Source organism: Modestobacter lapidis (assembly GCF_054780755.1).
The window spans coordinates 46,002-71,971 of the sequence record NZ_BAAGVS010000024.1 but is presented as its reverse complement, the minus strand read 5'-3'; the positions used below and the strand labels follow the sequence as shown (position 1 = coordinate 71,971).

At 73.9% G+C, this 25,970-nt stretch carries 20 protein-coding genes; 1 reads left to right on the top strand and 19 read right to left on the bottom strand.

Annotation, left to right across the window (positions count from 1 at the left end; translation table 11 throughout):
- The 10 genes from ACYVG5_RS18335 to ACYVG5_RS18290 all read right to left on the bottom strand — a co-directional run.
- Positions 1–347 (bottom strand): DUF222 domain-containing protein (locus ACYVG5_RS18335; RefSeq protein WP_460683425.1); only part of this gene is annotated, 347 nt, incomplete at its 3' end.
- Positions 348–452: 105 nt separating this feature from the next.
- A complete protein-coding gene (locus tag ACYVG5_RS18330; RefSeq protein ID WP_222049176.1) occupies positions 453–1,508 on the bottom strand; it encodes a methionine synthase in 1,056 nt (351 codons plus the stop codon).
- 44 nt (positions 1,509–1,552) lie between these two features.
- Positions 1,553–3,406, bottom strand: a complete 1,854-nt coding sequence (locus ACYVG5_RS18325; RefSeq protein ID WP_222049175.1) for a bifunctional metallophosphatase/5'-nucleotidase — start codon at positions 3,404–3,406, stop codon at positions 1,553–1,555.
- 70 nt (positions 3,407–3,476) lie between these two features.
- Positions 3,477–4,586 carry a tRNA 2-thiouridine(34) synthase MnmA gene (gene mnmA, locus ACYVG5_RS18320; RefSeq protein WP_460683424.1) on the bottom strand — a complete coding sequence of 370 codons (1,110 nt, stop codon included), beginning with the start codon at positions 4,584–4,586 and terminating at the stop codon, positions 3,477–3,479.
- A complete protein-coding gene (locus ACYVG5_RS18315) occupies positions 4,583–5,782 on the bottom strand; it encodes a cysteine desulfurase family protein (protein ID WP_222049174.1) in 1,200 nt (399 codons plus the stop codon). The genes mnmA and ACYVG5_RS18315 overlap by 4 nt, the downstream gene beginning before the upstream one ends.
- A gap of 274 nt (positions 5,783–6,056) precedes the next feature.
- On the bottom strand, positions 6,057–7,022 hold the full coding sequence (locus ACYVG5_RS18310; protein WP_222049172.1) for an electron transfer flavoprotein subunit alpha/FixB family protein: 966 nt from the start codon (positions 7,020–7,022) through the stop codon (positions 6,057–6,059).
- A 33-nt stretch (positions 7,023–7,055) separates the two neighbouring features.
- Entirely contained in the window at positions 7,056–7,835 is a 780-nt protein-coding gene (locus tag ACYVG5_RS18305; protein WP_222049171.1) for an electron transfer flavoprotein subunit beta/FixA family protein, read from the bottom strand.
- Positions 7,836–7,924: 89 nt separating this feature from the next.
- Positions 7,925–9,091: an L-cysteine desulfhydrase Cds1 gene (gene cds1, locus ACYVG5_RS18300; RefSeq protein ID WP_222049170.1), complete on the bottom strand. Its 1,167-nt coding sequence runs from the start codon at positions 9,089–9,091 to the stop codon at positions 7,925–7,927.
- Positions 9,088–9,876 carry an enoyl-CoA hydratase-related protein gene (locus ACYVG5_RS18295; protein WP_222049169.1) on the bottom strand — a complete coding sequence of 263 codons (789 nt, stop codon included), beginning with the start codon at positions 9,874–9,876 and terminating at the stop codon, positions 9,088–9,090. Before ACYVG5_RS18295 ends, cds1 begins: the two co-directional genes overlap by 4 nt.
- 85 nt (positions 9,877–9,961) lie before the next feature.
- Positions 9,962–10,759: an ABC transporter ATP-binding protein gene (locus ACYVG5_RS18290; RefSeq protein ID WP_222049168.1), complete on the bottom strand. Its 798-nt coding sequence runs from the start codon at positions 10,757–10,759 to the stop codon at positions 9,962–9,964.
- 74 nt (positions 10,760–10,833) lie between these two features.
- Between ACYVG5_RS18290 and glgX the strand changes: the two genes are divergently transcribed.
- Positions 10,834–12,999 (top strand): glycogen debranching protein GlgX, encoded by a 2,166-nt coding sequence (gene glgX, locus ACYVG5_RS18285; protein WP_222049167.1) that lies wholly within the window; start codon positions 10,834–10,836, stop codon positions 12,997–12,999.
- Positions 13,000–13,274: 275 nt separating this feature from the next.
- On the opposite strand, the gene ACYVG5_RS18280 is transcribed toward glgX, so the two are convergent.
- The 9 genes from ACYVG5_RS18280 to ACYVG5_RS18240 all read right to left on the bottom strand — a co-directional run bounded on the left by ACYVG5_RS18280 (position 13,275) and on the right by ACYVG5_RS18240 (position 25,932).
- Positions 13,275–14,246 (bottom strand): FHA domain-containing protein, encoded by a 972-nt coding sequence (locus tag ACYVG5_RS18280; protein ID WP_222049166.1) that lies wholly within the window; start codon positions 14,244–14,246, stop codon positions 13,275–13,277.
- A 125-nt stretch (positions 14,247–14,371) separates the two neighbouring features.
- A complete protein-coding gene (locus ACYVG5_RS18275) occupies positions 14,372–15,103 on the bottom strand; it encodes an ABC transporter ATP-binding protein (RefSeq protein WP_222049165.1) in 732 nt (243 codons plus the stop codon).
- The gene (locus ACYVG5_RS18270) at positions 15,100–16,935 is read right to left on the bottom strand and encodes a branched-chain amino acid ABC transporter ATP-binding protein/permease (protein WP_222049164.1); all 1,836 of its coding nucleotides are present in this window, start codon (positions 16,933–16,935) and stop codon (positions 15,100–15,102) included. Before ACYVG5_RS18270 ends, ACYVG5_RS18275 begins: the two co-directional genes overlap by 4 nt.
- Positions 16,935–17,810 carry a branched-chain amino acid ABC transporter permease gene (locus ACYVG5_RS18265; protein ID WP_222049203.1) on the bottom strand — a complete coding sequence of 292 codons (876 nt, stop codon included), beginning with the start codon at positions 17,808–17,810 and terminating at the stop codon, positions 16,935–16,937. The genes ACYVG5_RS18270 and ACYVG5_RS18265 overlap by 1 nt, the downstream gene beginning before the upstream one ends.
- Before the next feature lie 92 nt (positions 17,811–17,902).
- Positions 17,903–19,168, bottom strand: a complete 1,266-nt coding sequence (locus ACYVG5_RS18260; protein ID WP_246630455.1) for an ABC transporter substrate-binding protein — start codon at positions 19,166–19,168, stop codon at positions 17,903–17,905.
- Positions 19,169–19,420: 252 nt separating this feature from the next.
- Positions 19,421–21,970, bottom strand: coding sequence for an alpha-glucan family phosphorylase (gene glgP, locus ACYVG5_RS18255; protein ID WP_222049163.1), 2,550 nt, complete (start codon positions 21,968–21,970; stop codon positions 19,421–19,423).
- A gap of 77 nt (positions 21,971–22,047) precedes the next feature.
- Positions 22,048–23,166, bottom strand: coding sequence for an ABC transporter ATP-binding protein (locus ACYVG5_RS18250; RefSeq protein ID WP_460683423.1), 1,119 nt, complete (start codon positions 23,164–23,166; stop codon positions 22,048–22,050).
- A complete protein-coding gene (locus ACYVG5_RS18245) occupies positions 23,159–24,661 on the bottom strand; it encodes an ABC transporter permease (RefSeq protein WP_222049162.1) in 1,503 nt (500 codons plus the stop codon). Before ACYVG5_RS18245 ends, ACYVG5_RS18250 begins: the two co-directional genes overlap by 8 nt.
- A 134-nt stretch (positions 24,662–24,795) precedes the next feature.
- A complete protein-coding gene (locus tag ACYVG5_RS18240; RefSeq protein ID WP_222049161.1) occupies positions 24,796–25,932 on the bottom strand; it encodes an extracellular solute-binding protein in 1,137 nt (378 codons plus the stop codon).
- Positions 25,933–25,970: the final 38 nt, after the last annotated feature.

The following is a 25,970-nucleotide window of genomic DNA, read 5'->3' as shown; positions in this document are numbered from 1 at the left end:
CCGACCGCGCCGGCGACCACGTCGACTTGGGCGGCAGTGATGTCCCCGGCAGCGAACCCCGCGGCCATGACCGGGAAGTGCTCCAACACCCGACCCGCGCGCACCAGCCGGGAGGCCTCAGCCGGCGCCAGCCGCGGATGCCCGATCAGCCACGACCGCGTGCTCGTCATCCCGTCGTGCTCGACGGCCTGCGTGCAACCCGCGTGCCGCACCGTCCGGGCCAGCTCTGCGGTCGCCCGGTTCACCACCCGCACCAGCTCCGCCACCCGATCCAGCACCAGCCCATCGCTCAGGTCGTGCAGATCCTCAGCCGCGAGCGCGTCCAGAGCCGAGGACAACTCGCCCATGACACCTCCCGCAGTCACTCGAACTGATGTTCGAATCCTACCGCACTGAGAAGGTCACTACAAGGCGAAAGCAGCAGGTCAGAGCCCTGCGCGACTGGCCGGAAGTCACTCCGGCAGCAGGTACTTCGCCGCCTCGCGCACGTGGGTGAGGGCGGTCCGGGCGTAGCCCGCGCTCGCGCCGGCCAGGCCGCAGGCCGGGGTGAGGGTGACGGCGGCGGCCAGCTGATCGGCCGGGAAGCCCAGCTCGTTCCACCAGGCCTGCACCCGCGTCGCGGTGGCCTTGGGCGCGGGCAGGGCGCTGTCGGTGCCAGGCACCACGCCGACCAGCAGATGGGTGCCCGCCTCCACCGCGCTGCCCACGGCATCCAGGTCCTGCACCAGCCCCAGGTCGAAGGACAGCCCGGCGGCACCGGCCGCGCGGAACAGGTCCAGCGGCGCCCGGAGGGCGCAGCAGTGCACCACCACCGGTACCGGCAGCTGCCGGACCAGCCCGGCCAGCCCCTCCTCCACCGTCGTCGCCTCGATCGCGGACAGCTTGCCGAAGCCGCTCACCGTGGGCAGCCCGCCCTGCAGGACGGCAGGCACCGACGGCTCGTCGAGCTGGACGACGACCTGCGCGCCGGGCATCCGGGCGGACACCGCGGCGACGTGCGCGGCCAGCCCCTCGGCCAGCGACTGGGCGAGATCCCGGCGGGCGCCCGGGTCTACGACCGCCCGGTCGCCGCGCGAGCGCTCCAGCCCGGCGGCCAGCGTCCACGGCCCGGCGGCCTGCACCTTGAACGGGCCGGTGTAGCCGCCGGCGACCTCGAACAGGGCGTCCAGGTCCCGCTCGAGCAGTTCCTTCGCCCGCCGCAGGTCGTTGCCCGGGCGCGCGACCAGCCGCCACCCGGCCGCGGTGAGGTCCACCGCGACGTCGACCAGCAGCGCGGCGGTGCGCCCGATCAGATCGGCGCCCGGCCCGCGGGCCGGCAGCTCCGGCAGGTGCGCGAACTCGGGCAGCTCACCGGTCACCAGCCGCAGCGCCTCGGCCGGATCGGTGCCGGGCAGCGACCCGACACCGGAGGCCGGCCCCCACCGAGCCGGCTCCCCGGCCCCGTCCAGAGGCTCGCCCTGAGCATGCGAAGGGTGAGGGGGACGGGGTCCTTCACTCGGCGAGGCCACGGCGCCGACGGTAGCCCGCCGCCGTGCCGACCCGGCGGGCCGCGTCAGCAGGTCGGCTCGGACACCAGCACGGCGTGGTCGCCCACCGGCGGGGTCAGCGGCGAGTTCGCCGCCAGATACGACACCGCGGTGTCGACGTCGACCGGTCCGGTCACCGGCCCGGTCCCGCTGGTGAACGCCGTGAAGCTGTCGCCGCCGCCGATGAGGAACGAGTTCGCCACGACCCGGTAGGTGCCGGCCGGGTCGACCGGGACGCCGGCGATGGTGATCGAGCAGTCGAACACCCGGTCGCCCTCGGCGCGGGCCGGGTCGTACTGGTAGCCGAAACCGTCGGAGGTGGACAGCAGCAGCGTGCTGTCCCGGGCGGCCGAGGGAAACTGCTGCTCCAGCACCGCGTCGATGCCGGCGCCGGTGAGCGACACGGAGTTGACCGTGTTGCTGAACGGCTGGACGTCGAACAGCTCCCGGTAGGTCACGTTCCCGTCGCCCTCGCCGGCCGGACTGCTCGCGAAGGGGATGTCGGTGCGCAGGCCGCCGGGGTTCATGAACGCGACCACCGGCTCCCCGAGCTCGGGCACGGCCCGGGCACCGGCGAGCTGGGCGTTGGCCACGAAGGTGCCGAGCACCGACTCGTCGTCGCGCACCGGTGCGCCGCCGGCGTCCCGCGCGCGCAGCAGGTCACCGGTCACCGTGCCGACGACGGCGTTCCCCGCCTCCGCGGCCCGGCCGGCCCAGTGGTCGACGATCGACTGCACGCGGGCATCGGAGGCCTCCCGGGTGACCGGGACGTTCATCGCGCCGTAGGTGGCGGACCGGTCGACGTCACCGGTCTCCCCGTCCAGGGTCAGCCGGATGTCGGTGACCAGCCGGCCGTAGGAACCGGCCTGGGTGACCAGCCGCGGCTGCCCGCCGGGCACCGGCAGCAGGCAGCTGTAGGCCTGGTGGCTGTGCGCGCTGACGATCAGGTCCACGGCGTCGTCGACGGCGTCGTTGATCCCCACGATCGGCCCGGTGAGCTGGTCGCAGCCGTTCGGGTCCAGCGCCGCGGGGCCCTCGGCCTCCCCGCCCTCGTGCACCAGGACGCCGATCGCCTCGATCCCGTCGGCCTGCAGCTCCGGCACGTAGCGGTTGACCGCCTCGGCCTCGTCGACGAACCGGACGTCGGCGATCCCGGCCGGCGCGACGATGGTCGGCGTGGTCTCGGTGACCACGCCGATCAGCGCGATCCGGCTGCCGTCGGGGGTGGTGAAGACCTGGTACGGCGGCAGCATCGGGGCGCCGGTGGCGGTGTCGAGCACGTTGGCGGCCAGGTACGGGAACCGTGCGCCGGAAAAGGCGTGCTCGTCGGTGCCGAAGCAACCGTCGACCCCCACGGTGACGCCCTCGCAGGCGGTGACGTCGTCGCTGAACCGGCCGTCGGTGGCCGCGGAGATGCGGCGCAGCTCCTGGGTGCCGCGGTCGAACTCGTGGTTGCCCACCGAGGACACGTCCAGCCCCATCGCGTTGAGCACCTCGATGGTCGGCTCGTCCTTGAACACGCTGGACTCGAACGGGGAGGCGCTGACCAGGTCGCCGGCGCCGACGAAGAAGGACGCCGCCGAGCCACCGGCGGTGCCGCGGAACGACGTCTGCACCTGCCGGACCGTCGCGGCCACGTTCGCCGCACCGCCGACCTCGGCGACGACGTCGTCCTCGGTGCCGTAGGCGCCGTCGCCACCCGGTGCGGTGACCAGTTCGCTGTCTCCACCACTGGTGAGCGAGACGCGGCCGTGGAAGTCGTTCATCGCGACCAGCTGGACGTCGACGTTCCGCTGGGTGCCCGAGGCGGCGGCGGGCACCCCGACCAGTCCGGTCGCGAGCGCCAGGGTCACGGCGACGGTGGGACGCGTACGGCGCACGGGGTCCTCCAGGGACGAGTCCGAACCGGTCCGTCCGGACGCTAGCGGCCCCGCGCGCCCCTCGCCACGGTCAGGAGGAGACCGACCGGTGCCGTTCACCTGCGCGCACGACGGCGCCCTGCCCCAGCACCCGGTCACCGCGGGCGGCGTCCGGCGCGTAGAGCACCGCCGACTGCCCCGGCGCCACGCCGCGCTGCCGCTCGGCGAGCGCGATGCGCAGCCCGCCGCCCTCGGTTCCGCTCACCTGGCACGGCACCGGGGTGCCGTGCGCCCGCAGCTGCACCTGGGCGGCGAACGGCAGGTCGGGCACCGGCCCGCTCCAGGTGGGCGTGCCGGTGACCACCTCGTCGACCTCGGCCTGCTCGGCGGTGCCCACGGTGACGGTGCGGGTGACCGGCTCGATGCCCAGCACGTACCGGGGCCGCTGGTCGCCGGCGCTGACGCCCAGCCCGCGGCGCTGGCCGATGGTGAACCCGTGGGTGCCGGCGTGCTCGCCGATGGTCGTCCCCGTCGCCGCGTCGACCACCGGGCCGGGCTGGACGCCGAGCCGCCGGCTCAGGAAGCCCCGAGTGTCGCCGTCGGGGATGAAGCAGATGTCGTGCGAGTCGGGCTTGGTGGCCACCGCGAAGCCGCGCTCGGCGGCGATCTCGCGGACGCGCTCCTTGGTGATCGACCCCAGCGGGAACACCGCCCCGGCCAGCTGCTCGGCGGTGAGCACGCCGAGCACGTAGGACTGGTCCTTGGCCGCGTCCACCGAGCGGCGCAGCTCGCCGCCGGCCAGCCGCGCGTGATGGCCGGTGACGACGGCGTCGAAGCCCAGCGCTCGGGCCCGGTCCAGCACCGCGGAGAACTTGATCTTCTCGTTGCAGCGGAGGCACGGATTCGGTGTCCGGCCGGCGGCGTACTCGGCGACGAAGTCATCGACGACGTCCTCGCGGAACCGGTCGGCGAGATCCCAGACGTAGAACGGGATGCCGAGCTCGTCGGCGACCCGGCGGGCGTCGTTGGCGTCCTCGACGCTGCAGCACCCCCGCGCGCCGCTGCGCAGCGTCTGCCGATCCGGCGAGAGCGCCAGGTGCACCCCGGTCACCTCGTGACCGGCGTCGACGGCCAGCGCGGCGGCGACCGCGGAGTCCACTCCCCCGCTCATCGCCGCGATGACCCGGGCTGGTGCGCTCACTGCCGCTCACCTCGCCCCGTGCCGGCCCGGCGGGCGCGCTCGACCACCGGCGCGATGACGTCGAGCAGCGCGTCGACGTCGGCGTCGGTGGAGGTATGACCGAGGCTGAAGCGCAGCGAGCTACGGGCCCGGGCGGCGTCCGCCCCCGTGGCGAGCAGCACGTGGCTGGGACGGGCGACCCCGGCGCTGCACGCCGAGCCGGTCGAGCACTCGATCCCGCGGGCGTCCAGCAGCATCAGCAGGGCATCGCCCTCGGCTCCCGGGAACGACAGGTGCGCGTTGCCCGGCAGCCGGCCCGGCGCGCCGGCGACGACGTCATCCAGCGGCGGCCCGTTGAGCTCCGCGTCGGGCACCTGGTCCACGACGCCGGCGACCAGCCGGTCGCGGAGCGCGGCCAGTCGCGGCGTGCGCCCGGCGCGATCGCCCACCGAGGTGACCGCGGCGACGGCGAGCCCCACGATCGCCGCGACGTCCAGCGTGCCGGACCGGACGTCGCGCTCCTGACCGCCGCCGTGCAGCAGGGGCGTGCAGTCGGCGTCGCGGCGCAGCAGCAGGACACCGGCGCCCATCGGACCGCCGATCTTGTGCCCGGTCATGGTGAGCGCATCGACTCCGCTGGCGGTGAAGTCGACCGGGAGCTGGCCGACGGCCTGCACCGCGTCGGTGTGCAGCGGCACCCCGACCTCGTGCGCGACGTCGGCCAGCGTCGCCAGGTCGCTGACCGCGCCGATCTCGTTGTTGGCCCACATGACGCTGGCCAGCGCGACGTCCCGGCCGTCGCCGAGCGCCTCGGCGAACGCCTCGGCGCCGATCCGGCCGGTCGGGTCGACCCGCAGCCAGGTCACCTCCGCGGCATCGTGCTTCTCCAACCACTCGACGCTGTCCAGGACGGCGTGGTGCTCGGCCGGGCTCACCACGATGCGCCGGCGCCGGGCGTCGGCGGTCCGGCGCGCCCAGAACAGACCCTTGACGGCGAGGTTGTCGCCCTCGGTGCCGCCGCCGGTGAAGAGCACCTCCGACGGGCGGGCGCCCAGGACCTCGGCGATCCGCTCGCGCGACTGCTCGGCCACGCGGCGGGCCTCCCGGCCACTGGCGTGCAGGGAGGAGGCGTTGCCCACCCGGGCCAGCTGGTCGGTCATCGCCGCCAGCGCCGCGGGCAGGAGCGGCGTGGTGGCCGCGTGGTCCAGGTAGGTCATGGCGCCGCCAGGGTAGTCGCGCCCGCTGGGCGACCCGGCGCCGCGACCGCGAAGGCCACCGGGGTCGTCAGCAGCGGCAGGAGGAGGGGGCCGATGGCCGTCGACCGGTGCCGGGCGTCCAGCACCTCCGCCGTCGCCGCTGATCCGCCCACGACCCCGCCAACCGCCACCCGGCCCGGACCCTTCCCGACTTCCCGGCCATGGCGGGAGTCGATGGCCCCGCTGCCGGTCCCGCCACGATCCGGCGAGCGGCGGGGGGCAGCGGGGCCCTTCCTCAGCCCTTGCGGGCGGTGATCTGCTCGGTGGCGGCGGGGACGACGGTGTTCAGGTCGCCGACCACGCCGAAGTCGGCGAGTTCGAAGATCGGCGCCTCGGGGTCCTTGTTGACCGCGACGATGGTCTTCGACGTCTGCATGCCGGCCCGGTGCTGGATCGCCCCGGAGATGCCCACGGCGATGTAGAGCTGCGGCGAGACGGTCTTGCCGGTCTGCCCGACCTGGAAGGAGTGCGGGTAGAACCCGGAGTCCACCGCCGCCCGGGAGGCCCCTACCGCCGCCCCCAGGGAGTCGGCCAGGCCCTCGATGACCGAGAAGTTCTCCGCGCTCGCGACGCCGCGGCCACCGGAGACCACGATCGAGGCCTCGGTCAGCTCCGGGCGGTCGGACTTCTGCTCCACCACCCGCTGCACGACCTTCGTGGCCTTCGCCGCCTCGGACACCTGGACCGCCACAGTCTCCTCGACCGCGTCGGCCGGGGCCGGCTCGGGAGTGATCGAGTTGCCCCGCACGGTGTAGATCGGGGTGCCGACGGTGACCGTGGAGTGCACGATGGTCGACCCGGCGAACGCGACCTGGGTCGCGGTGCCGTCCGCGGTCACGTCGGTGACGTCGGTCAGGAAACCCGACCCGGTCTTGATCGCCAGCCGCCCGGCGATCTCCTTGCCCTCCGCCGACGAGGGGATGACCACCGCGGCCGGGGACTTCCCGGCCACCAGCTGCGCGAGCACCTCGGCCTTGGGGGCCACCAGGAAGTCGTCGATGTCGGGTGATTCGGCGACGTAAACCTTGGCGGCGCCGTACTCGGCCAGCACGTTCCGCACCGACGCCGCGGTGCCGGGCGCGCCCAGCACCACCGCGGACGGCTCGCCCAGCACGCGGGCCAGGGTGAGCGCCTCCAGCGTGGTCTTGCGGACGCCGGTGCCGGCGGGGTCGAGCTCGACGGGAACCAACACTTCAGCCATGACTGCTTCTCCTCAGCTCTCGGTGGGCCCGGGTCAGACGATCTTCTGGGCGACCAGGTAGCCCACCAGCTTGTCGGCGCCGTCGCCCTCGTCGGGAACCTTCACGCCCTCGCCCTTGGGCGGGCGCCCGGCGAAGTCCAGCACCTGCGACGTCGCCGTCCCCAGACCGATGGTCGACGGGTCGAGGCCGAGTTCGGCCAGCGTCCTGACCTCCACCGGCTTCTTCTTCGCCGCCATGATCCCCTTGAACGAGGGGTAGCGCGGCTCGTTGATGGTGTCCCAGGTCGACACGATCGCCGGCAGAGCCGCCTCCAGCTCCCAGTACCCGCCGTCGGTCTGCCGCTCGATGCGGGCGGTCGACCCCTCGACGGTGAGCTTGCGCGCCCCGGACAGCTGCGGGATGCCCAGCCGCTCGGCCAGCAGCGCCGGCATCACCGACACCTGCCCGTCGGTGGACTCCGCACCGCACAGCACCAGGTCGTACTCCAGCTGGCCCAGCGCCGCGGCGATCACCGCCGACGTCTGCGGCGCACACGCCCCGTGCATCGCGGGATCCGAGACGTGCACCGCCTTGTCCGCCCCCATCGACAGCGCCTTGCGGATCGCATCCTTGGCGGTGTCCGGGCCCACGGTCAGCACCGTCACCTCACCGCCGTGCGCCTCCCGCAGGGTCAGCGCCTCCTCGATGGCGTACTCGTCCATCTCGTTGATCACGTTGTCCGCGGTCGCCCGCGCGACGGTGTTGTCCGCCGGGTCCAGCTTCCGCTCGGTGCCGGAATCGGGGACCTGCTTGACCAGAACGACGATGTTCATCGTCAGACCATCCTCCGCGGTGGTTCGGGGGCGCGGGCGGGAGCCCGCCTGCTGCCGGATCGAGGTTACTCGTGGGTAACGAGCATCGTTCAGTCCGCGCCCGGGTGGCCCCGGTCACGGAAGTTCTCAGCCGGGTGGGACCGCCACTCCCCGGTGCGGGTGAGGTGGTCCAGGGTCCTCGTATACGGGTCGAGGTCCAGCCCCTGGGCGGCCACCCACCCGTCGTCGTAGTAGGTGTGCGCGTAGCGCTCCCCGCCGTCGCACAGCAGCGTCACCACGCTCCCGCCGCGGCCGGCGGCGACCATCTCGGCGACCAGGCCGAGCGCGCCCCACAGGTTGGTGCCCGTGGAGGCACCGGCCCGCCGGCCGGTGACCCGCTCGAGGTGCCGCATCGCGGCCAGCGAGGCGGCGTCCGGGACGCAGATCATCCGGTCGACGATCGTCGGCACGAAGGACGGCTCCACCCGCGGCCGCCCGATGCCCTCGATCCGCGATCCGCGACCGGCAGCGGCCGGGTCACCGTCGCGCCAGCCGGGGAAGAAGGCCGAACCCTCGGGGTCGACGACGGCCAGCCGGGTGGGCAGCCGGCGGTAGCGCACGTAGCGGCCGATGGTCGCGCTGGTGCCCCCCGTCCCTGCCCCGACCACCACCCACTCCGGCGTCGGGTGCCGCTCCAGGGCGAGCTGCTCGAACACCGATTCGGCGATGTTGTTGTTGCCCCGCCAGTCGGTGGCCCGCTCGGCGTTGGTGAACTGGTCGAGGTAGTGCCCGCCGGACTCCGCGGCGATCCGCCGGGCCTCGGCGTAGACCGCCGACGGGTCGGCGACCAGGTGGCACCGACCGCCGTGGAACTCGATGAGCGCGATCTTCTCCTGGCTGGTCGCCGCCGGCATGACCGCCACGAAGGGCAGCCCCAGCATCCGGGCGAAGTAGGCCTCGCTCACCGCGGTCGACCCGCTCGAGGCCTCCACCACGGTGCTGCCCTCGGTCAGCTGGCCCGAGCAGAGCGCGTACAGGAAGAGCGAGCGGGCCAGCCGGTGCTTGAGGCTGCCCGTGGGATGGGTGGACTCGTCCTTGAGGTAGAGGTCCACCCCCCACTCCGGCGGCAGCGGATACACCAGCAGGTGGGTGTCGGCGCTGCGCCGCGCGTCGGCCTCGACCAGCGCGACGGCCCGCTCCAGCCAGGCCCGGCCGCCGGCGTCGGACCGGTCGACGTCGGCAGCAGGGACGTCGGCAGCAGGGACGTCGGCCGTCATCGACCGGCGAAGGTGGCCTTGCCCGGGCCGTTCTCCAGGAACGACCGCATCCCGGTCTTCTGGTCCTCGGTGTCGAACAGCTCGGCGAACAGCCGGCTCTCCAGGGCCAGCCCGGCAGCCAGGTCGCCGTCCCCACCGGCGTCGATGGCGCGCTTGGCCGCCGCCATCGCCAGCGGCGGCCCGGCGGCGAACTTGCGCGCCATCGCCACGGCGGTCACGTACACCTCGTCGTCGGGGACGACGGCGTCGGCCAGGCCCATCTCCAGCGCTTCCTCCGCCCCCACGTGCCGGCCGGTGAACACCAGGTCCTTGGCCTTGGCCGGGCCCACCAGCCGGGCCAGCCGCTGGGTGCCCCCGGCGCCGGGGATGACGCCGAGCAGGATCTCCGGCTGGCCGACCTTGGCGGTGGAGCCCATCACCCGGAAGTCGGCGCACAGCGCGAGCTCGTACCCCCCACCGAGGGCGTAGCCGGTGATGGCCGCGATGACCGGCTTGGGGATCTCGGCCACCGTGGTGAAGGACGTGGTGAGCTCGTGACCCCAGCCGGTCATGCTCTCCTGGGTCATCGTCGACATCGCCTTGATGTCCGCGCCCGCGGCGAACACGCGCTCACCGCCGTACAGAACCACGGCGCGGACGTCGGCCCGCTCGGCCGCCGCCTGCGCGGCGCCGCGCACCTCCCAGTGCAGCTGCTCGTCGATCGCGTTCATCTTCGGGCGGTCGAGGCGGATGGTGCCCACGCCCGCCTCGACCTGCAGGGTGACGAACTCCGGCGCTGCTGACATGCTGGGCACCCTAGTCATGGCCCTCCGGCCCCCGTCAGGGCACCGCCCCGAGCGTGCGAGGGGTGGGGAATGAGGGGCTCTCCCGTCAGGCCCGGCGGGCGGAGTACCGGCCGTTCTCCCGCTGGACCTGCAGCGGCAGCCCGAACGCCTCGGACAGCAGCGGCGCGGTGAGCACGTCCGGCGTCGGCCCGGCGGCCAGCACCTCGCCCCCGCGCAGCAGCAGCGCGTGCGAGTAGCCCGGCGGGATCTCCTCCACGTGGTGGGTGACCAGCACCTGCGCCGGCGCGTAGTGGTCGCTGGCCAAGCCGGACAACCGGGTGACCAGGTCCTCCCGGCCGCCGAGGTCGAGCCCCGCCCCCGGCTCGTCGAGCAGCAGCAGCTCGGGGTCGGTCATCAGCGCGCGGGCGATCTGCGCCCGCTTGCGCTCGCCCTCGCTCAGCGTGCCGAACGGCCGGTGCGCCATCGGGGCCACGCCCCACTGCTGCATCAGCATCGCCGCGCGGGTCAGGTCGTGGACGTCGTAGCGCTCCCGCCAGCGCCCGATGACGGCGTAGCCCGCGCTGACCACCACGTCGCCGACCCGCTCGCCGGGGGCGATCCGCTGGGCCAGCGCGGCGCTGGTCAGCCCGATCCGCGGCCGCAGCTCGAAGACGTCGACGGCCCCCATGGTCTCGCCGAGGATCCGCACCTCGCCCCGGGTCGGGTGCATCTGCGCGGCGACGAGCTGCAGCAGGGTCGTCTTCCCCGCCCCGTTGGGCCCCAGCAGCACCCAGCGCTCGTCGGCGCGCACGGTCCAGTCGACCCCACGCAACAGGTGGGCCTCCCCCCGGACGACGTCCACACCGCGGATCTCGACGACCGGTTCGCTCTCCACGGACGCCATCCAACCAAGCCGCCGCGCGCGGCGCGGCACGTGGCTGCCGCACGGGGGCGACCGCGTCGGGCACCATCGTCCGGGTGAGTGCATCAGCAGCCGGGTCGGCGGCCGAGGTCTGGCCCGGGGCGGCCGCCCCGTTGGGCGCGCACTGGGACGGCACCGGAACGAACTTCGCCCTGTGGTCGGCCGGCGCGAGCGCCGTCGACCTCTGCCTGTTCGACCCCGACGGGACCGAGCACCGCCAGCGCCTCCAGGAGACCACCCACCAGGTCTGGCACGGCCGGCTACCCGGGATCCGACCCGGTCAGCGCTACGGCTACCGGGTGCACGGCCCGCACGACCCCGCGTCCGGCGCCCGGTACAACCCGGCGAAGCTGCTGCTGGATCCCTACACCCGCGCCGTCGATGGCGAGCTGGTGCTCGACCGGTCGCTGTTCGCCCATCAGGACCACGACCACCACCTGCCCGACGCCACCGACTCCGCACCGTTCGTGCCCCGCGGGGTGGTCGTCCACGACTCGTTCCCGTGGGAGGGCGACCACACGCTGCGCACCCCGTGGTCGGACACGGTCATCTACGAGGTGCACGTCAAGGGCGCCACGATGCGCCATCCCGACATCCCGCCGCCGCTGCGCGGCACGTACGCCGGGCTGGCCCACCCCGCCTTCGTCGAGCACCTGGTGTCCCTGGGCGTCACCGCGGTGGAGCTGCTGCCGGTGCACCACTTCGTCAGCGAACCGCACCTGCTCCGCCGCGGGCTGACCAACTACTGGGGGTACAACACCCTCGGCTACTTCGCCCCGCACGCCGCCTACAGCTCGGCGGGCTCGGGCGGCGGGCAGGTCACCGAGTTCAAGGCGATGGTGAAGGCGCTGCACGCCGCCGGCATCGAGGTCATCCTCGACGTCGTCTACAACCACACGGCCGAGGGCGACCACACCGGCCCCACGCTGTCGTTCAAGGGCATCGACAACGGCGGGTACTACCGGCTGGGCGGCAGCGCAGCCGGGGACGACCTGTCCCGGTACACCGACTACACCGGCTGCGGGAACACCCTGGACGTCCGCCGTCCCCCGGTGCTGGCGCTGCTGATGGATTCGCTGCGCTACTGGGTCAGCGAGATGCACGTCGACGGGTTCCGGTTCGACCTGGCCGCAGCACTCGCCCGGTCGATGCACGACGTCGACCGGCTCTCGGCGTTCTTCGACGTGGTGCACCAGGACCCGGTGGTCAGCGGGGTCAAGCTGATCGCCGAGCCGTGGGACATCGGCGAGGGCGGCTACCAGGTGGGCAACTTCCCCCCGCCGTGGACGGAGTGGAACGGCAAGTACCGCGACACCGTCCGCGACGTCTGGTCCGGCGCAAGGGTGGGGGTGCGCGACCTGGCCTACCGGCTCACCGGCTCCTCGGACCTGTACCGCTCCGACGGCCGCCGGCCCTTCGCCTCGGTCAACTTCGTCACCGCGCACGACGGCTTCCCCCTGGCCGACCTGGTCACCTACGAGCAGAAGCGCAACGCGGCCAACGGCGAGGACAACCGGGACGGCGAGAGCCACAACCGGAACTGGAACTGCGGCGTCGAGGGCCCCAGCGACGACCCCGCCGTGGTCGAGCTGCGCGCCCGCCAGGTCCGCAACCACCTGGCCACCCTGCTGCTGTCCACCGGCGTGCCGATGCTCACCGCCGGGGACGAGCTGGGCCGCACCCAGGGCGGGAACAACAACGCCTACTGCCAGGACAACGAGGTCTCCTGGCTGGACTGGGGTGCGATCGACGCCGACCTGTGGACGTTCCTGTCCCGGCTGGTGACGCTGCGCCGCAGCTCGCCGGTGCTGCGCCAGGAGGCCTTCTTCGAGGGCATGGAGATCCCCGGCACGGCGTCGCCGGGCACCGGCGGCACCCGCGACCTCGCCTGGTTCGCTCCCGGCGGCGGCCAGCTGACCAGCACCGACTGGTTCGACACCGGCCTGCAGACGGTCGGGATGTACCTGGACGGGCGCGGCATCCGGCACCGCGACGAACGTGGCCGGCCGGTGGTCGACGAGTCGTACCTGGTGTGGCTGCACGCCGGGCCGGACCCGGTCGAGGTCGTGCTGCCCGCCGCACCGTGGGGTGACGGCTACGAGCTGGTGGTGGCCACCGAGTACCCGACCGGCATCCCGCCACGGCCCGTCGTCGTCGCACCCGGGCCGGTGGAGATGGCCTCGCACAGCGTGATGGTGCTGCGGGTTCTGCGGAGGCCCTGAGACTGTGACACTGCGATCCTGGCGGATCGCACCGCGGTGACATCGCGATCCTGACGTATCGCACCGCGGCCCGGTGCCGTCCCCGGCGCCGTGGAGCCGCTTCGTCGCTCCTCGCGGGGACCCTCCGGGCCCCCACTCGTCACGAGCCCGTGGGGTCCGGTCAACGAGTCAGCTCTGGCGCCTGCGCGGGACCCTCCGGGCCCCACTCGGCACGAGCCCGTGGCTCCGGTCGACGGGCGAGCTCGCGAGCGGTGGGGGGCAGCGGGGTCCTTCTACTACTCCGCGGGCTGCTCGAAGGTGATGACGGTCCAGCCGAGCAGCAGCCGGTCGCCGTCGGCGAGCGGGTGCGAGACGCCGGGCTCGAGCTGGGTCCACTCGGTGGCCTCGGGGCCGGCGACGTGGGTGCCGTTGAGCGACCCGAGGTCGGTGAGGGAGACCTCCCGACCGGCGCGCTGGATCGCCGCGTGGGCGGAGGACAGCACGTTCTGCGTGTCGGCGATCGGGACGGGGCGCGCGTTGCCGCCCGTCACGAGGTCGTGGCCGTCGGGACGCCGGCCGAGCACCAGGTCCTCGTCGACGGTGACGACCATGCCGTCGTCGAAACGGAGCACGGGCGCGGCGGCGGTCTCGGGCCGCCAGAAGGCGGTCGACTCCCCCACCTGGGCCATCGGCGCGGAGGCCGGGGCCCCGCCCGACGTGCCGAACCCGGCATCGGAGCCGGCGGTGAAGGCCTCCGGGGCCGGTGTCACCGGTCCGCGCGGCACGGCGACGCCCGAGGACACCTGGGCCGCCAGCTGCAGCAGCGCGCCGGAGCCGGGGACGGTTCCCTCGGTCAGGTCGAAGGCGACACCGGGTGGCATCGAGGAGGCAGGCTGCCCGGGGCCGACGTAGAGCGTCTGGCCCAGGGCGAAGCCACTGGCCAGCGTGCAGCCGTCGACGGAGGAACCGGACACCGGGACGCCGTCCACGGCGGGCTGGCCCTTGCCCGACCACAGCGCGACACCGGAGCCGGACCCGCCGGTGGTGTCGGCGAGCACCAGGGCGAACGACGCCGGGCCATCGGACAGGCGGGAGACGTGCCCGGCGACAGCGGCGAGCACCCGCTCGGAACCGGGACCGGTGACGCCCAGGCAGGCGTGCAGGGCAGCCACCAGCGCGGGCGAACCGGGGGCGTCCACCCACAGCAGGCCACCACCACGTCGGGCGACGACAGAGTCTCCGGGGAGCACCTCACAGCGGTCGGGCATGGGGGCCAGCCTAGTTGCGCCCCGCGGGATCCGGTGCGCGGCCGGAGCGTGGCACGCCGTTTCCCGGCGCGACGGTCGCCCCCCGGGCACCACCGGTCACCAGTCGTCGCAGGAGTCGCGCGCCGTCACGGCCGGTCCGGCGTGCTCTCCACCCCGAGGTAGGCCTGCACGATGCGCTCGTCGGCGAGCAGCTCGGCGGCCGGGCCGGAGTGGACGACCTCCCCGCTCTGCAGCACGTAGCCGTGGTCGGCGGCGCGGAGGGCGCGGCGGGCGTTCTGCTCCACGAGCACCACGGTGGTGCCCGAGGCACGGATCTCGCCGATGACGCGGAACACCTCGTCGACGATCTTGGGCGCCAGCCCCATCGAGGGCTCGTCCATCAGCATCACGGTGGGTTCGGCCACCAGGGCACGGGCGATGGCCAGCATCTGCTGCTCCCCGCCCGAGAGCGCACCAGCCGGCAGGGCACGCCGTTCGGCCAGCACCGGGAAGCGGTCGTACATCGCGTCGATGGACCGCTGGGCGCCGCTCCCGCGGCCCCACGCCCCCATCCAGAGGTTCTCGTCGATGGTGAGGGTGGCCAGGATCTGACGCCCTTCGGGCACCTGGACCAGCCCGCGGGCCACCAGCTTGTGCGCCGGGGTGCGGGTCACGTCCTGACCCTCGAACCTGATCCGCCCACCCGACGGTCGCAGCATGCCGGAGACGGCGTTGATCACCGAGGACTTGCCGGCGCCGTTGGCACCGACCAGCGTCACCAGGGAGCCCTGCTCGGCCCGGAAGGAGACGCCGCGGACGGCCTCGACCCGCCCGTAGCTGACCGCCAGGTCGTCCACGGTGAGGATGGGGTCGCTCATGTCGCGTTCCTCGGGGTGGTGTCCGGCGGCGGGAGCGTGCCCGCCGCGCTCGGGTGCACGTTGGTGGCGGCACCGGCGCTCGTTCCGCCCGCGCTGCCCGCGGTCGGGTCGGCGGCGGTCCCCTCGGCGATGGAGCCCGGATCGGCTTCGTCGTCGGAGGTGCCGAGGTAGGCCTCGATGACGACCGGGTCCGCGGCGATCTCCTGGGGGGAACCGCTGGCGATGACCTGGCCGAAGTTCAGCACGACCACCCGGGTGCACGTCTGCAGGACCATGCCGACGTTGTGCTCGATGAACAGGATGGTCAGGCCGTCCTCGGCCAGGGACGTGATCAGCGTGGACAGCCCCGAGGCCTCGACGTGGTTCATGCCGGCAGCCGGCTCGTCGAGGATCAGCAGGGACGGGTCCGAGGCGAGTGCGCGGGCGATCTCCAACCGGCGCTGGTCACCGTAGGACAGCGCCGACGCCCGGGTACCGGCCAGCTCGGCCAGCCCCACCCGCTCCAGGCACCCGGCCGCCCGCTCGAGCGCCGCCTGCTCGTCACGGCGGGCCGAGGGCAGCCACAGCAGGCGCCGGAGGAAGGTGGGCCGGCTGACCAGGTGCGCGCCGACCAGGACGTTGTCCAGCGCCGACAGCCGGTTGAACAGCTTGGAGTGCTGGAAGGTGCGGCTCACCCCGGCAGCCGCCATCTTGTGCACCGGGGTGCGCCCGACCGTCGTCCCGAGAACCGTGGCGCTGCCCGAGCTGGGCGGCACCAGGCCGCTGATCATGTTGACCAGGGTGGTCTTCCCCGCACCGTTGGGGCCGATCAGCCCGACGACCTCGCCGCTGCGTAGCTCCAGGTCGACGTCGCGCACGGCATGGACCCCGCCGTACTCCTTGCCCAGGCCGGTCAGCGCGGCCACCGTCTCGCCGGGGTCGGGGTGGCGTCGATCGGTGGGGCGGGTGCCCGGGTCACCGACCGCGGGGCGACCCGGCGACGCCGGCATCCGGATGCGGCGGCGCGGGAGGAGGCTGGCCAGGCCGCCGGGCAGGAACAGGATCACCACGAGCAGCAGGAAGCTGGCCAGGAAGGGCCGGATCCAGCCCGCCTCGATCCCGACCGCGCGCTGGATCTCCGGGATCATGGTCTGGAAGCCACTGCCCAGCAGCGGGCCCAGGAACATGGTGGAGCCACCGACCACCGCGGTGACCAGGCCCTCGACGGCGGCGACGAAGTCGAAGTCGCCCGGCGCGATCAGCCGCACGTAGTAGGCGAACAGCACCCCGTACAGACCGGCCACCGCGCCGGCGGTGACGAAGGCGGTGAGCCGGTGGCGGCCCACGTCGATGCCCATGGCCCGGGCGGCCAGCTCGTCCTCCCGGATGGCCTCCAGCGCCCGGCCGTACCGCGAGCGCGCCATCCGCCAGAACCAGTACGCGACGACGGCGAGCGCCGTCCAGGCCATCCCGACGGTGAGGACCCGGGGCACGGCCAGCCCCTGCGCGCCACCGGTCCAGGACTGGTTGAGCAGCACGATGCGCACCGCCTCGGCGAACCCGAGCGTGGCGATGGCGAGGAAGACGCCCCGCAGGTGCATCGTCGGCAGGCCGAGCACGACCGCGGCCAGCGCGCCGACCGCCATTCCGATCGCGATGGCGATCAGCAGGGCCGGCACCTCGCCCACGTCGTCCCCGCTGGGGGCGAGGCTCGCGCCGGAGAAGGCCCCCAGCGCCGCGAAGCCGGCCTGGCCCAGGCTCAGCTGGCCGGCGATCAGCACGGCGTAGAACGAGTAGGCGAAGATCGCCCCCAGCGCGATGAAGGTCAGCGGTGTCGCGTACTGGAGCAGCATCAGACCTCCCGGACCTTCCGCGCGCCGAGCAGGCCCTGCGGACGCAGCAGCAGGATGACGAACAGCAGACCGAAGGCGATGACGTCACGCCACGAGGACCCGACGTACTGCACGGCGAAGACCTCGGCCAGCCCGAGGAGGAGGCCGCCGATCAGCGCACCGGGCAGCGAGCCCATGCCGCCGACGATGATGACCGCCAGGCCCTTCAGCTCGATCGCCGAGCCCATGCCCAGCTGAGCGGTGTTCACGTTGATGGCGAACAGCACGCCGGCGACCGCGCCCAGCGCCGAGGAGATGGCGAACGTGGCAGCGGTGATCCGGTCGACGTTCACCCCGAGCACGCGGGCCGCCGTCGGGTTCTCCGCGACCGCCCGCATGCCGCGACCGAGCCGGGTCCTGGTGACCATGTAGGTCAGCCCCACCATCAGGGCGAGGGAGATCGCCAGGATCACCACCTGCACGAGCGTCACCTGCGCGCCGGCGACGTCGTAGCGGGTGTCGGGGAACGACCCCGGCGGGAAACGCCGGGTGTCCGGGCCGTACCGCCACTGCAGCAGGGCGATCAGCATGCCGGCCAGCGCGATGGAGGAGATCAGCCCGGCGAAGTGGGCGTCGGGTCTGTTCTTGAGGGGCCGGAAGGCCAGCCGTTCGATGACCAGGCCCAGCACCCCACCGAAGACGAACACCAGCGGGAGCGCCGCCCACAGCGACAACCCGCCCCGCTCGACGAGCTCGATGCCCACGAAGGCCGAGGCGGCGAAGACCGCCGGGTGGGCCAGGTTCAGCCGGTCGAGGATGCCGAAGACCAGGGTGAACCCGATGGCGAACAGCGCATAGATCGAACCGATGAAGATCCCGTTGAGGAGCTGCTGCACCGCTGTTCCTGTCTCGTCGTGTCCCCGGACGTCGGCGCCGGGTCGCCCGCTCGCGCTCCTCCGGCCGGGTGTCCGGCCGGAGGAGCACGAGGTCACTCCAGAACGGTGAACGCGCCGTCCTGGACGACCTGCACGACGGCCGGGTGGACGGCGTCCCGGTTCTCGTCGATGGAGAACTCCCCGAGCACGGTCGGCACGTCCTCGATGTCGCCGAGCGCCTCCTTGAGGCTCTCGGGGTCAGCGGCGCAACCGCTGCGCACCGCCTCGTCGACGAGCATCAGCCCGGCGTACGCCTGCGCGGCGAACTGGTCGGGCTGGGCGCCGTACTCGGCCTCGAAGTCGGCCAGGAAGGCGGTGTTCTCCGGGTTGTCGGAGGAGGAGTTCCAGGCGGCTCCGACGACGACGCCCTCGGCGGCCTCGCCGGCGTCGGCCATCAGCCGCGGGTTGTTGAACCCGTTGCCGCCGATGATCGGCACGTCGATGCCGAGCTCGCGGGCCTGCGTGACCAGCGGGATGGCGGCCTCGATCAGGCCGGAGACGACCAGCGCGTCCGGATCGCTGGCCTGGGCCTGGGTCAGCAGCGCGCGGAAGTCGGTGTCGGACTTGGAGAAGGTCAGCGTCTCGCTCACCTCGACGCCCTCCGCCTCCAGCGCGGCCGCGAACGCCTCGTAGCCGGACTCGGTGAACGCGTCGTCGTTGCTGTACATGACCACGACGTTCTGCAGGCCGAACTCCTCGGTGGCCTTCGCGATGGTCTGCGGGATGACCGCCTGCTCGGTGAGCGAGTTGCGGAAGACGTAGTCGCCGATGTCGGTGATCCCGGCGGCGGTGTTGGAGATGCCGAGCACCGGCACGCCCGCTTCCTGGGCGATCGGGTCGGACTGCACCGCCGCGTTGGACAGGGTGGGGCCGATGATCAGGCTGACGCCGTCGGTGACGAACTGGTCGAAGAGGGTGATGCCCTGACGCGGGTCGGTCTGGTCGTCCTCGATCGTCAGGTCGTAGGTGACCCCGCCCTGCTCGGCCAGCTGGGCGGCGGCCAGTTCCAGCCCGCGCTGCTGGGACTCCCCGTAGCTGGCCGCGGCGCCGGTCAGGCTGAGCACGGCGCCGATGGGCACCTCGCCCTCGATGGTGCAGGACTCGCCGGTGCCCTCGCCGGCCAGGTCGCCGGAGGCGGCCTGACCGCCACCACCCCCGTCCCCGTCGCCGGAGGAGCAGGAAGCGAGGACGAAGGCCGCCGCGGTGGCCGCGGCGACGGTGCTGAGCTTGGCGCGCATGTCTCTCCTGTAGTCGTGCAGTGCGGCCGCGGCGGCGGGCGGCACGATGGCCCCGCCGGGCGACCACGGTCCGGCGTCCATGGCGAACGTCGGGGGCCTCGGCAGAGGCGACCCGGTGCAGCGACACAGTAGGGACCCGGGCCCGGCTCCCGGTCACGGGGCGGCCGACCGTGCCCAGAACGTGACCGTGCCCATCGCGACCCTGCGGCCGACAGGCCGCTGTGCCCTCCGGGTGCGGCGGCCGGAGGCCACCCGCCCGGAGGGCACGCAACAGCTCAGCTCCGTCGGGGACGGCCCCTGGCGGCGGTTGGAGTTCGCAGGACGACGGTCCAACTATGCGTTGACCACGATGCCCAGCTCGGCCGGGTCGGCCATGTGCTCCGAGCGCGGGAGCACCCGCACGGTGTAGCCGAACGGCCCGGTGCGCTTCAACGGCACGGTGGCGGTGAACCACTGCCGCGACCCCTCGGTGTGGCCGTGCTGCATCGGCACGGTGGTGATCTGGTGCAGCCCGTCGGCGTCGTCGACCCGGCCGAAGGCGGCCTCGACCAGGACGTCACCGGGGGTCAGCCCGGGCAGCTCTACCTCGGCGCGCAGGTCGATGCTCGAGCCGATCTCCGGGGTGTCGCCCACCCCGGTCGCCTCGACGTGGGCGACCCGCACGCCGTGCCAGTTCTCCAGCACGTGCGCGCGCCAGGCGGCCTCGGTGCGGGCCGCCTCGTAGCCGCCCGCGGCCAGCGACCGCGCCGAGCCGGCGGCCGGCACGTACAGGCCCTGCACGTAGTCCCGGACCATCCGGGTGGCCAGCACCTTCGGACCGGTGACCCGCAGCGTGTGCCGGACCATCTCCACCCAGCGGGCGGGGACGCCGTCCCCGTCCACCTCGTAGAAGCGCGGCAGCACCTGCCGGTCGAGCAGCTCGTAGATGGCCTGCGCCTCGACGTCGTCCCGCCGGTCGGAGTCCTCCACGCCGTCCGCGGTCGGGATCGCCCAGCCGTTCTGGCCGTCGAACCACTCGTCCCACCAGCCGTCCCGGATGGAGAGGTTCAGCCCACCGTTGAGCGCGGACTTCATGCCCGACGTACCGCACGCCTCGAGCGGGCGCAGCGGGTTGTTCAGCCAGACGTCGCAGCCCCAGTACAGGTACCGCGCCATGCCGATGTCGTAGCCGGGCAGGAAGACGATCCGGTGCCGGATCTCCGGATCGTCGGCGAAGCGCACCATCTGCTGGATCAGCTGCTTGCCGCCGTCGTCGGCCGGGTGGCTCTTGCCGGCGATGATCAGCTGGATCGGCCGGTCCTCGTCCAGCAGCAGCGCCCTGAGCCGGGCCGGGTCACGCAGCATCAGGGTCAGCCGCTTGTAGGACGGCACCCGGCGGGCGAACCCGATGGTGAGCACATCGGGGTCGAAGGCGGTGTCGGTCCAGCCGAGCTCCGCCTCGGCCGCTCCCCGGGACAGGGCGGTCTCCCGGATCCGGCGACGCACCTCCTCGACCAGCCGGCCGCGCAGCAGCCGCCTGGTGGTCCACAGCTCGCCGGCGTCGATCCGGTCGACGCCGTCGAAGAAGACGTCGCCGGTCAGGTCGACCGGATCGCCCTGGCTGGTGCGCTGGGTACCCATCTCGACCAGCTCGCGGGCGGTCCAGGTGGGGGCGTGCACGCCGTTGGTGATCGAGCCGATCGGCACGTCGTCCTCGTCGAACCCCGGCCACAGGTCACCGAACATCCCGCGGCTGACGTGGCCGTGGAGCTGGCTCACGCCGTTGGCGCGCTGACCCAGCCGCAGCCCCATGTGGGCCATGTTGAACTTGCTCGGGTCCTCCTCGGCGCCCAGCGGCAGCAGGTGCTCGACCGGGACGCCGAAACCGGTGAAGTAGCGCTCGATGAGCGCCCTGGGAAAGCGGTCGATGCCCGCCGGCACGGGCGTGTGCGTGGTGAACACGGTGCCGGCCCGCACGCCCTGCAGCGCCTCGGCGAAGGAGAGGCCGTGCGACTCGGTCAGCTCACGGATGCGCTCGACGCCCTGGAAGCCGGCGTGGCCCTCGTTGGCGTGGAAGACCTCCGGCTGCGGGGTGCCGGTCAGCGAGCAGTAGGCGCGCAGCGCCCGCACGCCGCCGATGCCCAGCAGCATCTCCTGGCGCAGCCGGTGGTCCTCGCCGCCGCCGTAGAGCCGGTCGGTGACCCCGCGCTCGGCCGGGGCGTTCTCCTCGATGTCGGTGTCGAGCAGCAGCAGGGCCACCCGGCCCACCTGGGCCCGCCACACGTGGGCGTGCAGCACCCGCCCCTCGGAGAGGGGCACGTTGATCACCACGGCGTTGTTGTCGGCGTCGCGGAGCAGCTTCAGCGGCAGGCCGTGCGGGTCGAGGGCCGGGTAGTGCTCCAGCTGCCAGCCGTCGGCGGACAGCCCCTGGGAGAAGTAGCCCGCCCGGTACAGCAGGCCCACGCCGATCAGCGGGACGCCGAGGTCGGAAGCCGCCTTGAGGTGGTCACCGGCGAGAATGCCCAGACCACCGGAGTACTGCGGCAGCACCTCGGTGATCCCGAACTCGGCGGAGAAGTAGGCGATCGTGGCCGGCGCCTCGGCGCCCAGGGACTGGTACCAGTGCGGCGCGTCCAGGTAGTCCTGCAGGTCGTCGGTGACGTCCTGCAGGCGGCGCAGGAAGCGGCGGTCCTTGGCCAGCGCGGCGAGGCGTTCGGCCGACACCTCGCCCAGGACCTTGACCGGGTCACCACCGCAGGTCTCCCACAGTTCGGGGTCCAGGGCCTCGAAGAGGTCCCGGGTCTCGGGGTGCCAGGACCAGCGCAGGTTCATCACCAGCTGGGACAACGGCAGGAGCGCCTCCGGCAGGGAGGCTCGGACGGTCAGACGGCGGAGGGCTCGCACGCGCTGGAGCGTATCGGCCGGACGGCGCGGGCACCGGGTCGCACGGGCCGCGCCCCGGCGCCGTGCCGGGCGCGGACTCAGCCGGGCGGGAAGGCCCGCACGGGCCCGGTCACCGTGACCAGGACCCGGTCTCCCGGCAGCCGGTCGGCCGACCGCTCCCGGATCGACACGCTCCGATCCGCCCCCTCCGCCTGCGCGCCCGGGTCGTCCAGCTCCACGGTGACGATGCTGTCGGCGCCGTGGAAGTCCGAGCCGAGTACTCGGCCGGTCGCGCCCGCGCGGTGCAGCGGCGGGGCGGAGCCGTCACCGGCCCGCACCAGGTGCACCTGCTCGGGCCGCAGCAGCACCGACACCGGCCCGCCGGCGGGCGGCCGCGGTCCCCCGACGGTCAGCACACCCAGCACCGTCCGGACGCCGTCGTCGACGACCACGCCGGGAAGGACGATCGACTCACCGACGAACCGGCCGACCCCGAGGTCCAGCGGCGCCCGGTAGAGCTCGGCCGGCGCGGCGGCCTGCACCACCCGGCCGTCGCGCAGCACCACCACCTGGTCGGCGATCGACAGGGCCTCCTGCTGGTCGTGCGTGACCAGCACCGCGGTCGTCCCGTCGGCACGGACGGCGGCCCGCACGTCGGCCCGGAGCTCCGCCCGCAGTGCCGCGTCCAGGGCGCTGAACGGCTCGTCCAGCAGCACCAGGGCCGGGCGGGGAGCGAGTGCCCGGGCGACCGCGACCCGCTGCTGCTGCCCGCCGGAGAGCTCGTGCGGCATCCGGTCGGCCAGGGCCCGGAGGCCGACCAGGCCGAGCACCTCCACCACCCGGTCGGGGAGCCCGGAGCGGCGCCCGACCCGGCCCAGGCCGAAAGCGACGTTCGCGGCCACCGACAGGTGCGGGAACAGCGCGCCCTCCTGCGGGACGATCCCCACCCTGCGGTGTTCGGGCGCGATGTGCCGACCCGGGCCGGACACCACCCGCCCGCCGACGGAGACGGAGCCGGCGGCGGGCCGTTCGAAACCGGCGACCAGCCGCAGCAGCGTGGTCTTCCCGCACCCCGAGGGCCCCAGCACGGCTGCGAACGTGCCGTCCGGGACCGTGAGCGTCACCGCCCGGAGCACGGCGGTCCGGTCGTAGGCGTGGGCCAGCCCGGTCACCACCAGCCCGGGCGGAGCGCCACCGGCCGCGGACGCGTCAGCCACCACGACCGCGGCTCCGCCCGGCGCTCCGGGAGACGTACCAGCCGGGAACCGCGGCCAGCAGCACGATGGCCGCGGCGTAGGGCGCGGCCGCGGCGAACTGCCCGACCCCGGTGGTGCTCCACAGCCGCATGGCGAGGGTCTCCGAGCCGGTGGGGTGCAGCACGAGGGTCGCGGTCAGCTCCTTCATGCCGGTGAGGAAGACCAGCAGGCCGCCGGCGGCGATGCCCGGCGCGGCCAGCGGCACGGTCACCCACCGCAGCACCTGGCGGGGACCGCGACCCAGCGACCGGGCGACCTCCTCCAGCGCGGGCGGGCACTGGACGGCCGAGGCCCGGACCGCACCCACCGCCAGGGGCAGGAACAGCAGCGCGTAGGCCAGCACGAGCAGCGGCGGGCCGAGGTAGAGGGCCGGCGCGTGCCGGACGGCGAGCGCGACCAGGGCCAGCGCGACGACGATCGCCGGGACCGCGTGCGACAACCAGCTCAGGCCCTCCACCCACCGCGCCGGCCGACCGGGGTGGCGGGCCGCCAGCAGGCCCACCGGAAGGGCGAGCGCGAGGGTGAGCACGGCTGCGCCGGCCGCGTACCCGACGGAGGTCAGCGCCGCCGCCCCCAGCCGCGGGAGGTCCCACTCCCCTGACCGGCCGACCGTCAGCCACCAGGCCAGGCTGGCCATCGGCACGCCCAGCGCGGCCAGCGCGACGCCACCCAGCGCGAGGGGTACCAGCACCCTCCCCGGCCCGGCCAACTGCTGCCGGGAGGGCCGCCGGGCCGCGCCGCCGCCGACCCGGGCATGCCGGGCGCGGCCGCGGCTGCGCACCTCCCCGAGCACCACGAGCGCGGTGACCGCCACCAGCAGCAGCGACAGCGTGGTGGGCACCAGCCGGCTGAAGCTGTTGTCCAGCGCCGTGGCGATCGACCGGGTCACGGTGTCCACGCGGAGGATCGAGACCGAGCCGAAGTCGGCGAGCACGTAGGTCGCGACGAGCAGCCCACCCGCCGCCATCGCCGGGCGCAGCTGCGGGAGGACGACCCGCCGGAACGCCGTCCAGGGGCGGCAACCCGACGAGCGCGCGACCTCCTCCCAGGCCGGGTCCAGCCCGCGCAGCGCCGCTGCGACGGCGAGGTACACGTAGGGCGAGCAGCAGAGCGTGAGCACCAGGGCCGCCCCGCCGAAGCCGCTCACCGCGGGGACGGCGGCCAGCCAGGTGTAGGCGGCGACGTAGCTCGGCACCGCCAGCGGCAGCGCCGCGAGCACCGCGAACACCCGCCGGCCGGGGAACGCGTACCGCTCGACCAGCCACGCCGACCCGACACCCAGCACCAGGCTGGCCGCGCTGACCACCGCGGCGAGGGCCAGCGTGGTGCCGAGCAGTCGGCGGGTGCGGGGGCGCAGCAGCACCTCGACCATCTCGCCGGCGTTCGACCCCGCGGCCAGCACGACCAGGTACCCCACCGGCACGAGCGCGACGGCGCAGGTGAGCAGCGCGGGCACCAGCAGGGACGGCGGCGGGTGCCGGCGCCCGGCGCGGCGGACGGGCCCACCCGGGACACCGTCGAGCGCCCCGGCCGGCTGACGGGGCCGCTCGACGGGCAGGTCCGGCGCCGGGGGCGCCGCCAGTCTCGAGGTCAGGTCAGGCCCACCCGGTTGAGGAGGTCGAGGGTGGCCGACAGCGAGGCCATGTCGTCCAGGTCGATGTCGGGGGCCTGCAGCTCCGCCAGCGGCGGCAGTTCCTCCTCGGCCGGCACCGCCTCGACCATCGGGTACTCGAAGGTCTCGCCGGCGAAGTACTGCTGGGCCTGCTCGGACAGCAGGAAGTCGACCAGCGCGGTGGCGTCGTCCGCCCGGTCGGTGGAGCTGACCACCCCGGACCCGCTGACGTTGACCAGCGAGCCGGCGGCGCCGTCCTGCAGGTAGGCCAGCTCGGCCGTGACGTTCTCCGCGCCCACCTCGGCGGCCTGCTCGAACCAGTAGTAGTGGTTGATCAGGCCCATGGGCAGCTGGCCGGAGTCCACCGCGTCGAGGATCGCGCCGTTGCTCTCGAAGGTCTGGACGTCGTTGTCGACCAGCCCTTGCACGAAGTCCTCGGCCGCCTGCTCGCCCTCCAGGACGCGCAGGGTGGTGATGAACGCCTGGAAGGAGGCGTTGCCCGGCGCGATGCCGAGCTGCCCGGCGTAGCGCGGGTCCACGAGGTCGGCGGTGGCGGCGGGCAGCTCCGCCTGCGCGATCAGGTCGGGGTTGTACACGACGACCCGCGCCCGCCCGGTCAGCGGCACCCAGCGGCCGTCCTCGTCGGCGAAGGCCGGCAGCGTCTGCCCGGTCAGCTCGTCGGGCAGGTCGGCCAGGCAGTCGGCGTCGCCCAGCGCGCCGAGCGCCCCGGCGTCCTGCAGCAGGACGACGTCGGCCGGGCTCTGGTCCCCCTCGGCCAGCAACTGGGCCGTGATCGCCGACGTCGAGCCGTAGCGCACCGACAGCTCGGTCCCGGACTCCTGGCTGTAGGTCTCCAGCAGCGGCCCCACGAGCTCCTCGTTGCGTCCGGAGTAGACGACCAGCGCCTCCTCGTCGACCGGCGTCTCGACCTCCGGGTCGACCTCGCCGTAGTCGACGGCGCCGGCCTGGCAGGTGGTCTCGGCGACCACCTCGCCGTCGCCGGTCCCGGACGTGGCGGCGCCGCACCCGGCGAGGACCAGGGTGAGGGCAGCCGCGCCCAGGGCGACCCGGGTGCTCCGCGGACGGTGGGACGTGGGGTGCAAGCAGCGCGTCACGGGGCTCCATCGCTCGGACGTCCACACCGACTCTCGCG